Raw genomic sequence first — 12770 nt, forward strand, 5'->3', positions numbered from 1 at the left:
CCGCTCTATGAAGCGTGGTTCACCTCGCTCCCGAACAATTTGAATGAGCCCTCAGAGGTTGGTTTAACAAAATGTTACTCCGCCTGACGAACGGTTTAACAAGCGAAACGCTGTCAGGGTTTTATTGGCGCAGGATGCAAATCATCTTGGAAAAACTACGAAAATCCTGCTAAAGAGTTCATGTCTTAGTTCAAGAGTCGGTCTTGGAGAACAGCTATGTTCATTCGCGGCAATACCTATAAGGCCTGGGCCGAGAAGGCACTGGAAGAAGAGTGCTTTACCCAGGAAGTGGAAAACGGCTGTCATATCGAAGTCAGGGCGCGGGAGCGGGAGGACGCCGATATCGAGGTGCTGCTTTGCGTCTACACCGCAACCGGTCAATGCGTCGTTGAGCGCACCAGGCAATTACCGGGCGCCGAATGGACCGTGCACGATGCGCTCAAGCGCGGAATCGACCAGGCGGAACGAGTTGCCGGTGGCGAATCCGGTCGACTGCCCTGCGCTGACGCGCACCTGCATGACGACGATTGACGGTGCGCCTGCGCCGGGTGTGCGGAAAACGGAACTTTGGGGGTGCGGGTATTTTCCATTGTAAATAGCCCCGCACAGCCGGCCTGCGCCGACTGATCGCTGATAACAACCCGCCGTCAGAGCCGCCCATGTCCGAATCCAGTTTGAGCCAAGCCGCACCCTCCAAGCCGTCCTTGCGCCGCGCCGTAACCGGCCCGATGTTGTTCCTGTTCATCCTCGGCGATGTGCTCGGCGCGGGCGTGTATGCGCTGGCCGGAACCATCGCCGGTCAGGTGGGCGGGGCGATCTGGGTGCCGCTGCTGGTGGCGTTGTTCTTCGCCATGCTCACCGCCGGCTCGTACGCCGAGCTGGTGACCAAATACCCGCATGCGGGCGCCGCTTCGGTGTTCGCCGAGAAGGCATTCAAGTCACCGCTGATCTCATTCCTGGTGGGCTTTTGCATGCTTGCCGCCGCCGTCACCAGCGCCGCCGGGTTATCCCTGGCGTTTGCCGGCGACTACCTGGCCGCGTTCATCGATGTATCGCCCCATGTGGCGGCGCTGGTTTTTCTGCTGGTGATTGCACTGTTGAATGCGCGCGGGATCAAGGAGTCGCTGGGCGCCAATATGGTGATGACGTGCGTGGAGCTGTCCGGGCTGCTGTTGGTGGTGGTCGCCGCGGCCTGGTGTTTCCAGTCCGGCGAAGCCAACCTGGGGCGGGCGTTCGAATTCAAGCCCGGCATCAACCCGATGCTCGCCGTGCTCGGCGCCGCATTGCTGGCGTTCTATTCGTTCGTCGGCTTTGAAACGTCGGCCAATCTGGCGGAAGAAATCCGTGGGGTGCGCAAGGTCTATCCGCGCGCGCTGTTCGCCGCGTTGATCGTGGCGGGCATTGTGTATATGGCGGTAGGGGTTGCCGCTTCCGTGGTGCTGCCGATGGACAAACTGACCGCTACTTCGGCACCGTTGCTTGAAGTGGTGCGCGCCTCGGGCCTGAATATACCTCCGCAACTGTTTGCCTTCATTGCCTTGGTGGCGGTCGCCAATGGTGCGTTGCTGACGATGGTCATGGCCAGCCGCCTGACCTACGGCATGGCGCGCATGGGCCTGCTGCCGGAGCCGTTGTCACGCGTGCTGCCCAAACGCCGTACGCCCTGGGTGGCGATCATCGCCAGCACCGCCGTGGCCATTGCCTTGACCTTGACCGGCACGCTGGCGGCCTTGGCCGAGACGGTGGTTTTGTTGCTGCTGTTTGTGTTTCTCAGTACCAACCTGGCGGTACTGGTATTGCGTCGTGACAGGATCGAGGAGGAGCATTTTCGTGTGCCGAGCTGGGTGCCGGTGCTGGCGATTGTTTCGTGTCTGATTCTGCTCAGCCAGCAGAGCCTGGATACCTGGTTGCGGGGTGGGGCGCTGATTGTGCTGGGCATGGTGTTGTATGGGTGCAATCGGTTGGTGGCGCCGGCGGTGCAGGCGGGGTGAGGTTGATCGAGTACATATCCGTTATTTAGGTTGTGGCTGCTGGCGGTTCCGCTCTTACAGCGGGTCACTTTTGAAAAGCCCAAAAGTAACCAAAAGGCTCTTGCCCCACCACTCGGCACCTCGCTAGTGCTCGGTGTGCCCGAACGCAGGCTTGAATCCGTGGGCCGCCGCAATGGGCCATCCATGGCCCAGTGCGGCTAACCCGGCGTCCTGCCGTGTTACCCACGAATTCAAGCCTGCGTTCGGCCAGCGTGGTTTAACGGGGCGCCCAAGATCAAAAGCAAAAGCGCGGCGGCCTTAGAGCCGACCGTACCTTGTGTCGATACGGGTCCAATGTGGAAGGGGGCTTGCCCTAATGTCAGTCAGTTAAGCGTACACCGCCGTCTGTAGGAGCGAGCTTGCTCGCGAAAAACGTCAACGATAACGCGTGCTTCCTGAATGAACGCGGCGTCTGTGAGTTTTTCGCGAGCAAGCTCGCTCCTACAAAAAGCCTTAACTGACTGGCATTAGGGCTTCTTGCCCCCGATCGCGGTGTGTCAGCCACTGATGCACGCTCCGACTCTCCTCATTGGGGCAAGCCCCCAATGTATCCACGATGCGGAGCGAGCCGCTCTTGCTTTTGATCTTGGGCGCCCCGTTAAACCACGCTGGCCGTAATCCGATATTGATGTGGGGGGTAAACCGGCAGGACGCCGGTTTAGCCGCCCCGCGCCATGGATGGCGCGGGGCGGCGGCCCCCCACATCAATGTCGGATTACGGGCACACCGAGCATTAGCGAGGTGCCGAGTGGTGGGGCAAGAGCTTTTTGGCTACTTTTGGGCTTTTCAAAAGTGACCCGCTGTAAGAGCGGAACCGCCAGCAGCCACCACCTAAATAACGGATATGTACCCTACATCAGGGCCTGAACACCGCCCGCAAACACTCATCCGATTTCTCCTTAAACAACTTATACCCCTGCGCCCCGTCCTCCAGGCTCATCGGATGGGTCAGCAGATAAGCCGGGTCCAACTCACCTTTCTGAATATGCTCAAACAGGGTCGCTGCATAACGCTGACCCGGCTGCTGCCCAGATTTCAACGTCAGGGCCTTGTTGACGATCGCCCCCATGGGAAACTTGTCGAGCACCCCACCATAGACACCCACCACCGATACCGTCCCGCCTTTGCGACACGCGCGTATCGCCTGCCTGAGCACTGTGCCGCGTTCGGTGTGCAACCTGAGCAGTTGCTTGGCCTTGTCATAGGCATAATCGATTTCGGTGCCATGGGCCTCCATCCCCACGCAATCGATGCAACGGTCCGGCCCACGCCCGCCGGTCAGTTCCAGCAAGGCCTCATGCACATTGGTTTTCTCGTAGTTGATAGGGATCGCCTTGCCGCGCTCCTCGGCCAGGCGCAGCCGGTCAGGGTAGCGGTCGATGGCGATCACCCGTTCCGCGCCCAGAAGGTACGCGCTGCAAATGGCCATCTGGCCCACGCCGCCGCAACCCCACACCGCCACGGTATCGCCGGGCTGGATACCGGCATTGTCTGCGGCGAAGTAACCGGTGGGGGCTGCATCCGAAACAAACAGCGCCTGCTCGTCGCTGACGCCTTCGGGCACCTTGAACAGGTTGACGTCGGCAAACGGTACCCGCACGTAGGTCGCGTGGCTGCCAGGGTAGCCACCGAAGGCATGGCTGTAGCCGAGGATGCCGCAGCACGGTTGGCCGTACATCAGGTCTGTCGCCGACGGATTGGGGTTGGAGTTATCGCAGCAGGAAAAATCGCTGCGCTGGCACGGTTCGCAGTTGCCGCAGCCGATGATCGAAATGGTCACCACCTTGTCACCCTGGTGCAGGTCGGTGATGCCCTTGCCGACCTCGACCACCTCGCCCATGAATTCGTGACCGATGATATCGCCCGGTTTCATGGCCGGTACGTAGCCGCCGAGCAGATGCAGGTCTGAACCGCACACAGAAGACAGGGTCACGCGAATGATCGCATCGCGCGGGTTAAGGATCGCCGGGTCGGGTACGTTATCGACCTGCAGCAGGTTTGGTGCTTGCCAAGTGAGTGCGCGCATCAGTGAGGTCCTCCTTCAAGAGCGACGCCGGTTTTGACGGTCGGGTGGTCGGTCGCCACCTCTTCGGCGGCGGCGTGTACGTAAAAAAAGTCGTCATCCTGTTCCGGTCTGAGGCGGTTGTTGCTGACCTCGCCGGTTTCCAGCTGCTGTTTCACAGCCTGCAGTGCATTGAGCAAGGCTTTGTCGCTGAACAGGCTGATTGCCCGCGCCAGGCCATAGCCCAATTTGCCCATGGCCGGCTTGCACACCACCACCGCTTTGACTTGAGTGCCACGGCCAGCGGGGGCAGGGGTGAGCGAGACGGTAATGTCGTGCGCCCAGCGCGCATCGCCCGGGGTTTTCCAATGCAACACCGAGGGTTCCTGCGATTGGGTCTGGATCAAGGTGCACTGCACGCGCTTTCCGGCCGGGGCGCGGAGCGTCCAGAGCGTGGTGTCCGGTGCAAGCTGTTCGACACTGTCGACCCAGCGCAGCAGCGGGCCGATCTGCTCGGGCCGGGCGAGGAAGGCAGACACTTCCTCAAGCGGGCGTGCAATCGTGATACTGCGTGTGATCGCCTCGCTGATCGGCCAGTGATGTTCGCGACTGAACTGTTGTTCGAACGGCGTTGGCGTCAGCGCTTGCTTGAGCGAGCAATGGCCGGCGTAACCGCGAAATACGGCGTAGGCGCCCGCCGCACTGTGCAATGCGCCGCCCAGTCCGCCTTTGCGCCAGCCTTGCAGCAGCAGGGCAGCGCCGGCCGTCAACGAAAGCGCGCGTTCAGCCTTGGTCAGCGTGCCGCGTCGGTGGGTGTCTTGAGGGGTGTGGTTGGCTATCAGGGGTTGCTCGGGCATTTTCCAGTCCTCCTACGGGTGTGTTTTCGGTAGAAAATCCTGCGCCGTTTGAGGTTCCAGTGCATTTCACGATGGGGAGATGAAAGGTATCAGGGCGGATATCGATCATCGCTGTCAGTGGTTGGGGATTCATTCAGAAGCCCCCGCGGCGGCATGCGCCGACGTGCGAAATCGTCCCACCGCTCGGGCTCACGTTGTTCACCGCAGCGCATGCACACATAGACAGTCGGGTCCAAACCCAAATAGTAACCCTTGCGTATATAAGGATGAGCGCAGGTATCTGGCCGATAGCGTTGGCCAGTCCGAACAGACCGTCTAGCCATATAAGTTGCCATGAAAAAAAGCCCGCACTAAGTACGGGCAAGACAGGAGTTTTTACCAAGAGCCTGGAGTGAACAGACTCACTATTGAGAATCAAAAAATCGCGGACGGTTTATTTTCTTTTAGGGGACTGCCGACGAGTGGTCGTTTGCTGCTGAAAATGCAAAATCTGTCATTTGGATTGGAAAAATTCTGAACCTTCATTCTGCTCAAATACCAAAAAATCAGAAGGAGCAGTTATGAAAAATTCTTTATATATCATTGAATACGACTATCACAAAGAGCCGAAGTCTTTCATTATAAGGGCGGAAGTCATGAATAATGCGGAAGCCTGGCATTGGGCATGTTGCGATGCGGGAATCGGGGTGATACCAAGGTCGCGTAATGAAAGAATCAAGCGAATAAGCAAGCCTCTCGCTGAGCGCTACGGGCTTGAAAACGTAAGATGGCGTCCATCCGGCAGTGTTCCGTTTGTTGCACAACCTTATGTGCCGCCGCCACCCGAATGAATGCCTATTTAGTTGTATGCATGCATTCGAGCAGTTAAAGATTGGTTTAAATTTCTACTGTTTACCACGCCGCTCCTGAAGTGTGTATAACTTCAGGACGCTGCGCTGAAGTGCCTCTTTCATCAGCTCGGCTGAATATGTGTGCCTGCACGTCGGGCAGAGCATTTCCGACGCGGTCGACACCAGGTATGCAGGTTCTGCGCTGGTCGGTTCATAGGGCTGTTTGCATTGAACGCAACGGCGGTTCGCTTCTGAGTCTGGCACATCGGTTCCTCCCTGAGTGGAATGCCACCATTCATGATCAGGCGGATGTTTTCAACCAATAAACGTGCGAATTTCAAACAAGCGCTTAGTTGATGTTTCTGTGCCAGTATCGCAATCGAGCAGGGGGCGCCCAGCAGTTGTTCGTCAATTCTGGGCTTTCCATGGTTCGGGTGCGTCAGGAGTGAATGAAGCTGCTCACAAACTCTGCCTTGATGACGGGCAGCTCAATGGCGTGGATCAGGCCGGCGGCCATTGCCTGGTGGGGGTCGAGAATGCGCGGTGCGGCGATCAGGTACTTTTCCGTTTCCAGTGTTTCGCTGGCACCGGCAGTACGTTCGGCCACGATGCGGGCATACAGCTGCAAATCATAATCAAGGCTCATCGCGTATTCGGACATGCGTGAATGATCGACTGCGCCTTGCACATGCCAATGGAACGGATGGAACAGGAACTTGCTGTGAATGCAGGCAGTCCGGCGCTCGCCAGCGAGAAAGATGATGTTGCCCATCGACTCCACCGTGCCCAGGTTATGGGTATGCACAGGGATCGGCAGGGACAGCAGGAAGTTGTACATCGTGAACCCGTAACTGCATTCACCGCCCATGGTCGCGATGTTCAAGACCAGGCCCGAGGCATCCTGCTGCACGGCAAGCGAGGCTTTTTCGATCAATTGGCTGCAGGTTGACGCAGTGACAGGGCCGGTGAAATTAATAATGTGTAAAGGCATGGTGTCCCTCATCAATGAAAGCAGGGGAGCCAGGCTCCCCTGCATCAAGCACATCAGCTGTTGCGGCCGCCGCCATGGCTGTGTTCGCCGCCTTTACGTCCGGCTTCGGAGGCTTTCTCCCGGTCGTTGGCGAAGTTGCCGCCACTGTTCTGGCCGCCTTTGCGGCCGGCCTCGGAGGCGCGTTCGGGATCATTCTTGAAGTTCCCGCCGCTGTTCTGGCCGCCTTTGCTACCGGCTTCGGCAGCGCGCTCAGGGTCATTCTTGAAGTTCCCTCCACTGTTTTGGCCGCCCTTGCTGCCGATCTCTTGATAGAACTCTTTGTCATGAGAGGCCGACGTGGCTTCGCCACCTTTTTTACCGGCTTCATTGACGCTCATTTGGCCTTGTTTGTCTTGAGTACTCATGTTCAGTTACCTCGTCGTTATGTCGGTTATACAACGTTCATTCCGATCTTTCACGTAACTTACACTCAATCGTGCGGGCGCACGGGCTATAAGTTTCTCTCGCACAATGGTGGCGTTTTTGGCGCGCCGACAGTTGCTTCAGCTAGTTCAGCAGCTTGTTGGCGTTCGTAACACGGCGTTGTATTAGAACCTGCGCCGGCTTTTGCCTCGGTGCGCACTTCCACCATTGATCTGTGATGCAACTCGCCACGCTGATAATCAATTGACGCTCGCATGATTAATGCCCTTCGTTATGACTTGCGTCCACCGCCGTGGCTGTTCTGGCCACCTTTACGGCCCGCTTCCGACGCTTTTTCGCGGTCATTGGCAAAATTGCCACCCGATGCCTGGCCGCCTTTCTTACCCGCCTCCGACGCTTTCTCACGATCGTTAGCGAAGTTGCCAGGGTTTTTATTGCTAGTGGTCATAACAATACTCCAAGTTCAGTTGTCGTTTCGCTAGTTGCCCATTAATGCAACGGACATCTACTCCGATAAGAGCAAGCGGCCAGATGTTTTGAAATTTTTTCAAAATGGCGATGAACGGTAGTGCGCAGCGAGAAACTTGTACAAGGTGGCTGTTTGTGCGCCGCTTCGTATAACTTTTTAACTTGAGTTGATATTGAAATAATGGCGTTGCCTGCCAACGGGCTTAGTTACACGTATGCGGTGCGAAACGGGATAACAGCGTTATCTGGGCCTGGCGCCTTCTCGAAACGGCGCCTGCCGATACCCACTCTGTTGCTGCGGCCCCGCCGGACTGCTTGTATGCTTGCGCCCCGGAACCGGTGGCCCCTGTGAGTACCGACGTTCGAATGATGGCTGGAGCGGAAACCGGACTTCCTTAAGGTGCTGACGTGAAGCGTGATACCCGTCTTGTGATGCTTTTGCTGTTGGTGATCGGCTGTTCCCTGACGTCATTGACGATCTGGAAGGTCCTGTCTTCCCGCGAGCGGGCGCTGGCGGAAGTGGACGTGCACGGCTTGAACCTGACCCAGGGGCTCACTACCTACACCGAAGGCATCGTGCGGCAAAGCGCGCTGATCTTGCTGGGGCTGGTCGAGCGCCTGGAAACCGATGGCAGTGGTCCGGCGCAGATCGAGCGCATCAGCACGTTGATCCGTCGACAACAGCCGTTGATGCCGCAACTGAGCGGTATCACTATCTACGACCGCCAGGGCGGTTGGCTGATGTCCTCCAACCGCTTGATTCCGGCGGGTGCCAACAGCAGCGCACGCGCCTATTTCATCCATCATCGCGACGATCCGAGCCGTGAGCCCTTCATCGGCCCGCCGATTCAGAGCCATACCAACCGCGAGTGGGTGGTGACCATCAGCCGTCGTTTCGATGACGCGGCCGGCAACTTTGCCGGGGTGGTGGCCGTGACGCTGGGGGTGGAAAACTTTCTGCGGGTGTTCGGCAAACTCGATGTCGGCCAGGACGGTGCGATCGGTTTGTCTTACACCGACGGCACCTTGCTGGTGCGCTACCCCTTCCGCGAGCAGGACATGGGGCGCAACTTTTCCAAATCACCCATCTATTCTCAGTATCTGGTCGACCGCTCCGTCGGCACCGCTTCGTACACCTCGAGTCTGGATGGAGTAGAGCGCCTGTATGCCTTCCGCAAAAGCGAAAGCCTGCCGCTGATCACTACCGTTGCCCTGGGCAAACAAGAGTCGCTGGCGGCCTGGCGCATGGAAGCGGCGTTATCGGCGGTGGTGGTGGCGGGGCTGCTGGGGCTGACCGGCTTGATCGGCTGGTTCCTGATCCTCGATATCCGCCGGCGGACCCTGGTTGAAGAGGCGCTGCGTATCGCCCAGCAACAGTTGCTTGATTCCAACCGGCAGCTTGAATTGCTGGCGCTGAAGGACGCACTGACCGGCCTGGCCAACCGTCGCTGCTTCGATGACACCCTGGCCCTGGAAGCGCGCCGGGCTCAGCGCGATGGCACTTCATTGGCGTTGTTGATGATCGATATCGACTATTTCAAGCGCTACAACGATGCACTGGGGCATGTTGCTGGCGATGCCTGCCTGCAGAGGGTCAGCCAATCGCTGGAAACCTGTGTGCGCCGGCCTTCGGACCTGGTGGCGCGTTACGGCGGAGAGGAAATAGCCATCATCATGCCCGCGACCGACAGCGAAGGCGCGGCGGTGGTGGCGCAATTGATCATTGATCGGTTGCTGCGGGAAAACATCGAACATCCGGGCAGCCCGTTCGGGCGTGTGAGTGTGAGTATCGGCGTTGCGGCGGCGGCGGGTATTCAACTGGAACCTGTGCTTGGCTTGGTCGAAGCGGCGGACAGGGCGCTTTATGGGGCGAAGTCGGCCGGGCGCAATGGATTTGCGCTGAGTTGATCGCGATCCAACGGTGGGAGGGGGCAATCCCCAATGCCAGTCAGTAAGCGAACGAAATGCTCAAGGTAGCGAAGTTCAAATGTGGGAGGGGCTTGCCCCCGATGGCGGCCTCAGGGCCGACCAGGATGTTGGATCATATCGAGTACATATCCGTTTTCTGCGGTAACGGCTACTTAGGGTTCCGCTTTTACAGCGGCTCACTTTTGAAAAGCGCAAAAGTAAGCAAAACGCTCTTGCCCCACCACTCGGCACCTCGCTAATGCTCGGTGTGCCCTTGTAAGATTATTTTCACCTGCTTCAGACCGTTGTGCCCTCAGATTTCGAGATCGTGAGTGAGCATGGGTCGAAGCAGGTTCTTTTCTAAACTAGTCCGAACGGTTGCCTGGGCGCAAAGCCCGATTCTGCAAGGTTGGACGTGAGGAAAACGCCATGGATCATAACTCTGCGTTCGTCGGAATTGATGTTTCCAAAAACAAGCTCGACTCATTTGTCAGCACGACTGGCCAAGTCGAACAGTTTTTCAATACTCAAGAAGATATCCATCGTTTAGCTAAACATCTCAAGGCTCAGGACCCGGTTTTGGTGGTGTTGGAGGCGACTGGGGGATATGAGCGGCTTGCGGCTGCGGAGCTTTGCGCTGCAGGACTACCAGTCGTTGTCGTCAACCCTCGTCAGGTGCGTGATTTCGCCAAAGCTACCGGTCGGTTGGCTAAAACCGATGCTTTGGATGCCCAGGTGATTGCGGAGTTTGCTCAGGCGGTCAAACCCGAGATTCGAGAGATACCAGATGAACACGCTCGTGAGCTGGCAGACCTACTCACTCGACGCCGCCAACTCATCGACATGATCGTGGCGGAGGAGTCTCGGCTAAAGCAGGCGGTATTCAAGGCACTTCGAAGAGACATCAAGGCACATATCATCTGGCTTCAAAAGCGCCTTAAAAGCACAGACGATGACTTGCACGAGGCCATCAAGGCTTCCCCGGTCTGGAAGGCCAATTATGATTTGCTGCGCGAAGTCGCAGGTGTTGGCAACGTGCTCGCACTATCGCTGCTGGCGATGGTTCCGGAGCTTGGCAAGGTTAATCGTAAACAAGTGGCTGCATTGGTTGGTGTGGCTCCTTTTAACTGCGATAGCGGCCAGTACAAAGGCCGTAGAAGGATATGGGGTGGTCGAGCTGAGGTGAGAAGTGTGCTTTACATGGCTGTCTTGTCCTCGAAGCGCCACAACCCGGTGATCGAGAGGTTCTACAACCATCTGCTTGCTACAGGGAAGACGAAGAAAGTGGCGCTGGTTGCGTGTATGAGAAAGCTACTGACGATCCTGAATGCCATGGTCCGCGATCAAAAACATTTCGCAGAAATGGCTTGAATTTCGACACGGTTGCTCTCTCCGGCTTGAATCCGTGGGCCGCCGCACTGGGCCATCCATGGCCCAGTGCGGCTAACCCGGCGTCCTGCCGGGTTGCCCACGGATTCAAGCCTGCGTTCGGCCAGCGTGGTTTAACGGGGCGCCTAAGATCAAAAGCAAGATCAAGATCAAGGGCGACTCGCTGCGCATCGTGGTTAGCGTTGGGCGCTGCAGCGTTGTGTCGATACCCATGGGCATGCCCTCTGTAGGAGCGAGCTTGCTCGCGAAAAACGTCAACGATAACGCGTGCTTCCTGAATGAACGCGGTGCCTGTGAGTTTTTCGCGAGCAAGCTCGCTCCTACAAAAAGCATTGACTGACTGGATTAGGGCGAGCCCCACATTGACCTTGCTCTGCTCCAGCTCAATCGGCACATGCCAGGGCAGACCGGCGGTTGCCGAGCTTGCGCAAGTGCTCAACCGGTGTGTTTGCCATCGCTTCTTCATGCAGGGCGGTCTCAAGCGCTTCCAGGTGCCGCGAAAGGATCTTTACCGAGCCGCTCGGGTTGGCAGGGTCGAACGGGATCTTGCCGTTGGCGACCAGCACCATCGCCAGCTCCCAGGCCTGCTTTGAGGTGTTCATCACGCCACCTCCCGTTCACGGATGACAACCTTCACACCCTCATTATTGGCCACGCTGGATGCGGGCGTCGGGAAATGCGTGTTGAGCACACCCAGATGCTCGATCGCTTCACGAAACAGCGCTTCGGCCTTGGCGCGCAGGCGCAGGTATTGATCGAACTTTTCGCTGTCGAAATCGGCGCGCTCCAGCAGGTCGAATGCGCTGCGGCTGAGGGCGTTGGCCTCATCGAACAGCTTCTGGTTCTGCTCCATCGCCAGTTGGCGGCAGGCCATCCGTTTTGCGTAGGTGTCGGTGTGGTGCATGGCGTAAATCCTTCTTCAACAGGTTCCGATAAGGCTGTGACCGGCCTGAAAAGCGACGGTATCAATTTGGTTGCCTCTGAAATATTGATCAATTCAACGATTCAGTTCCGTCGCAACTATCGTTTTTTTAGATTCAGCGCCTGCCTGTCGAAAAATTCTGAACCCTGGGGACGTCCGGTAAACCTAATGTTTCATAACCGGGAGGTGCACCATGGAAACCATGTATTTCTGGATTGGCCTGATGATCATCCTGCTGTTGCTCGACCTGTGGGTCCTCAACAGCGTATGGCGTAGCGAAAACTCTTCGGGGAGCAAGGCAGGCTGGAGCGCCGTGGTGGTCCTGCTGCCGTTCCTGGGAGCAGTGATATGGGCCGTGTCCGGCCCGCGCGGCGTGACCAAGGGACCGTCTTCGCCGGAGCACAGCAAGGGCTGAAAGAGGGCGGGACATGAGCGAGTCAGGGCCTGACGACCTGCACAGCCGCGACTATCCGGTACGCGAGGATATGGCGTTGCAGCGCAAGGTCTGGCGCTTCGAGCGGCTGGGCTGGTATGGGCTGGTCGTACTGATCGGGTTGACGCTGGCGGGGCTGTTCTCCAAAGGGCCATTGAGCACCAGCGAAGTGCGCAGCGCCGACGGCCACGTACGTGTCGAATACCAGCGCTTCCTGCGCAATGGTTCCTCAGACGCATTGGTGATCCATCTGCAAGGCCCCGCACGCACCCCACTGGAAGTCGCGATCAACGGCGAGCTGTTGCAGGGCTTCAACGTGGAAATGCTCCAGCCCCAGCCCCTCAAGGCCAGCACGGCGGGCGAGGGCGTGAAGCTTTGGACGCTGAGCGACGATCAAGGGCGGGCGACGCTGTACCTGACCTTGCGCAGTGACGGCGTCGGCCGCTTCGGCACCCAGGTCTCGCTGGGCAACGCTGCAACCGTGGCCTTGTCTCAGTTCATTTATCCCTAGGGGGCA

The 12770-nt window shown here is 58.1% G+C and carries 14 protein-coding genes; 7 read left to right on the top strand and 7 right to left on the bottom strand.

Translation table 11 applies throughout. From position 1 onward, the window contains the following. The first annotated feature begins 216 nt into the window (after nt 1–216). Both MRY17_RS09695 and MRY17_RS09700 read left to right on the top strand, forming a co-directional pair. Nucleotides 217–531 carry a hypothetical protein gene (locus MRY17_RS09695; RefSeq protein ID WP_181283635.1) on the top strand — a complete coding sequence of 105 codons (315 nt, stop codon included), beginning with the start codon at nt 217–219 and terminating at the stop codon, nt 529–531. A 128-nt stretch (nt 532–659) separates the two neighbouring features. Beyond that, the gene (locus MRY17_RS09700; RefSeq protein ID WP_243353642.1) at nt 660–1991 is read left to right on the top strand and encodes an APC family permease; all 1332 of its coding nucleotides are present in this window, start codon (nt 660–662) and stop codon (nt 1989–1991) included. 895 nt (nt 1992–2886) lie between these two features. On the opposite strand, the gene MRY17_RS09705 is transcribed toward MRY17_RS09700, so the two are convergent. Together MRY17_RS09705 and MRY17_RS09710 are read right to left on the bottom strand one after the other, a co-directional pair. Next, the gene (locus MRY17_RS09705; RefSeq protein WP_243353643.1) at nt 2887–4056 is read right to left on the bottom strand and encodes a zinc-dependent alcohol dehydrogenase; all 1170 of its coding nucleotides are present in this window, start codon (nt 4054–4056) and stop codon (nt 2887–2889) included. Next, nucleotides 4056–4889, bottom strand: a complete 834-nt coding sequence (locus MRY17_RS09710; protein ID WP_243353644.1) for an SRPBCC family protein — start codon at nt 4887–4889, stop codon at nt 4056–4058. Before MRY17_RS09710 ends, MRY17_RS09705 begins: the two co-directional genes overlap by 1 nt. A 560-nt stretch (nt 4890–5449) precedes the next feature. Between MRY17_RS09710 and MRY17_RS09715 the strand changes: the two genes are divergently transcribed. Then, nucleotides 5450–5719, top strand: coding sequence for a DUF6555 family protein (locus MRY17_RS09715; RefSeq protein WP_124426466.1), 270 nt, complete (start codon nt 5450–5452; stop codon nt 5717–5719). Nucleotides 5720–6158: 439 nt separating this feature from the next. On the opposite strand, the gene MRY17_RS09720 is transcribed toward MRY17_RS09715, so the two are convergent. The 3 genes from MRY17_RS09720 to MRY17_RS09730 all read right to left on the bottom strand — a co-directional run bounded on the left by MRY17_RS09720 (nt 6159) and on the right by MRY17_RS09730 (nt 7581). Then, nucleotides 6159–6710, bottom strand: coding sequence for an ATP-dependent Clp protease proteolytic subunit (locus tag MRY17_RS09720; RefSeq protein WP_124358035.1), 552 nt, complete (start codon nt 6708–6710; stop codon nt 6159–6161). A gap of 53 nt (nt 6711–6763) precedes the next feature. Continuing rightward, nucleotides 6764–7114: a general stress protein gene (locus tag MRY17_RS09725; RefSeq protein WP_181285366.1), complete on the bottom strand. Its 351-nt coding sequence runs from the start codon at nt 7112–7114 to the stop codon at nt 6764–6766. Nucleotides 7115–7404: 290 nt separating this feature from the next. After that, a complete protein-coding gene (locus MRY17_RS09730) occupies nt 7405–7581 on the bottom strand; it encodes a general stress protein (RefSeq protein WP_019821495.1) in 177 nt (58 codons plus the stop codon). Between the two features lie 428 nt (nt 7582–8009). Between MRY17_RS09730 and MRY17_RS09735 the strand changes: the two genes are divergently transcribed. Together MRY17_RS09735 and MRY17_RS09740 are read left to right on the top strand one after the other, a co-directional pair. Then, nucleotides 8010–9509, top strand: a complete 1500-nt coding sequence (locus tag MRY17_RS09735) for a sensor domain-containing diguanylate cyclase (RefSeq protein WP_243353645.1) — start codon at nt 8010–8012, stop codon at nt 9507–9509. A 429-nt stretch (nt 9510–9938) separates the two neighbouring features. Next, nucleotides 9939–10880 carry an IS110 family transposase gene (locus tag MRY17_RS09740; protein ID WP_191951590.1) on the top strand — a complete coding sequence of 314 codons (942 nt, stop codon included), beginning with the start codon at nt 9939–9941 and terminating at the stop codon, nt 10878–10880. 401 nt (nt 10881–11281) lie between these two features. Here MRY17_RS09740 and MRY17_RS09745 read toward each other — a convergent pair whose 3' ends face one another. Beyond that, nucleotides 11282–11500 (bottom strand): hypothetical protein, encoded by a 219-nt coding sequence (locus MRY17_RS09745; protein WP_057721920.1) that lies wholly within the window; start codon nt 11498–11500, stop codon nt 11282–11284. After that, entirely contained in the window at nt 11500–11802 is a 303-nt protein-coding gene (locus tag MRY17_RS09750; RefSeq protein WP_181284788.1) for a hypothetical protein, read from the bottom strand. The genes MRY17_RS09745 and MRY17_RS09750 overlap by 1 nt, the downstream gene beginning before the upstream one ends. Nucleotides 11803–12013: 211 nt before the next feature. Here MRY17_RS09750 and MRY17_RS09755 point away from each other — a divergent pair, with 211 nt between their 5' ends. Together MRY17_RS09755 and MRY17_RS09760 are read left to right on the top strand one after the other, a co-directional pair. Then, nucleotides 12014–12235 (top strand): PLD nuclease N-terminal domain-containing protein, encoded by a 222-nt coding sequence (locus tag MRY17_RS09755; RefSeq protein WP_181284789.1) that lies wholly within the window; start codon nt 12014–12016, stop codon nt 12233–12235. Between the two features lie 13 nt (nt 12236–12248). Beyond that, entirely contained in the window at nt 12249–12764 is a 516-nt protein-coding gene (locus MRY17_RS09760) for a hypothetical protein (protein WP_181284790.1), read from the top strand. Nucleotides 12765–12770: the final 6 nt, after the last annotated feature.

The sequence above is a fragment of the Pseudomonas orientalis genome (genome assembly GCF_022807995.1).
GTDB lineage: Bacteria > Pseudomonadota > Gammaproteobacteria > Pseudomonadales > Pseudomonadaceae > Aquipseudomonas > Aquipseudomonas orientalis_B.

Excerpts from the sequence above, each read along its gene's own strand:
- MRY17_RS09695 (WP_181283635.1), top strand. The coding sequence starts at position 217 with ATGTTCATTCGCGGCAATACCTATAAGGCCTGGGCCGAGAAGGCACTG.
- MRY17_RS09700 (WP_243353642.1), top strand. The coding sequence starts at position 660 with ATGTCCGAATCCAGTTTGAGCCAAGCCGCACCCTCCAAGCCGTCCTTG.
- MRY17_RS09705 (WP_243353643.1), bottom strand. The coding sequence starts at position 4,056 with ATGCGCGCACTCACTTGGCAAGCACCAAACCTGCTGCAGGTCGATAAC.
- MRY17_RS09710 (WP_243353644.1), bottom strand. The coding sequence starts at position 4,889 with ATGCCCGAGCAACCCCTGATAGCCAACCACACCCCTCAAGACACCCAC.
- MRY17_RS09715 (WP_124426466.1), top strand. The coding sequence starts at position 5,450 with ATGAAAAATTCTTTATATATCATTGAATACGACTATCACAAAGAGCCG.
- MRY17_RS09720 (WP_124358035.1), bottom strand. The coding sequence starts at position 6,710 with ATGCCTTTACACATTATTAATTTCACCGGCCCTGTCACTGCGTCAACC.
- MRY17_RS09725 (WP_181285366.1), bottom strand. The coding sequence starts at position 7,114 with ATGAGTACTCAAGACAAACAAGGCCAAATGAGCGTCAATGAAGCCGGT.
- MRY17_RS09730 (WP_019821495.1), bottom strand. The coding sequence starts at position 7,581 with ATGACCACTAGCAATAAAAACCCTGGCAACTTCGCTAACGATCGTGAG.
- MRY17_RS09740 (WP_191951590.1), top strand. The coding sequence starts at position 9,939 with ATGGATCATAACTCTGCGTTCGTCGGAATTGATGTTTCCAAAAACAAG.
- MRY17_RS09745 (WP_057721920.1), bottom strand. The coding sequence starts at position 11,500 with ATGAACACCTCAAAGCAGGCCTGGGAGCTGGCGATGGTGCTGGTCGCC.
- MRY17_RS09750 (WP_181284788.1), bottom strand. The coding sequence starts at position 11,802 with ATGCACCACACCGACACCTACGCAAAACGGATGGCCTGCCGCCAACTG.
- MRY17_RS09755 (WP_181284789.1), top strand. The coding sequence starts at position 12,014 with ATGGAAACCATGTATTTCTGGATTGGCCTGATGATCATCCTGCTGTTG.
- MRY17_RS09760 (WP_181284790.1), top strand. The coding sequence starts at position 12,249 with ATGAGCGAGTCAGGGCCTGACGACCTGCACAGCCGCGACTATCCGGTA.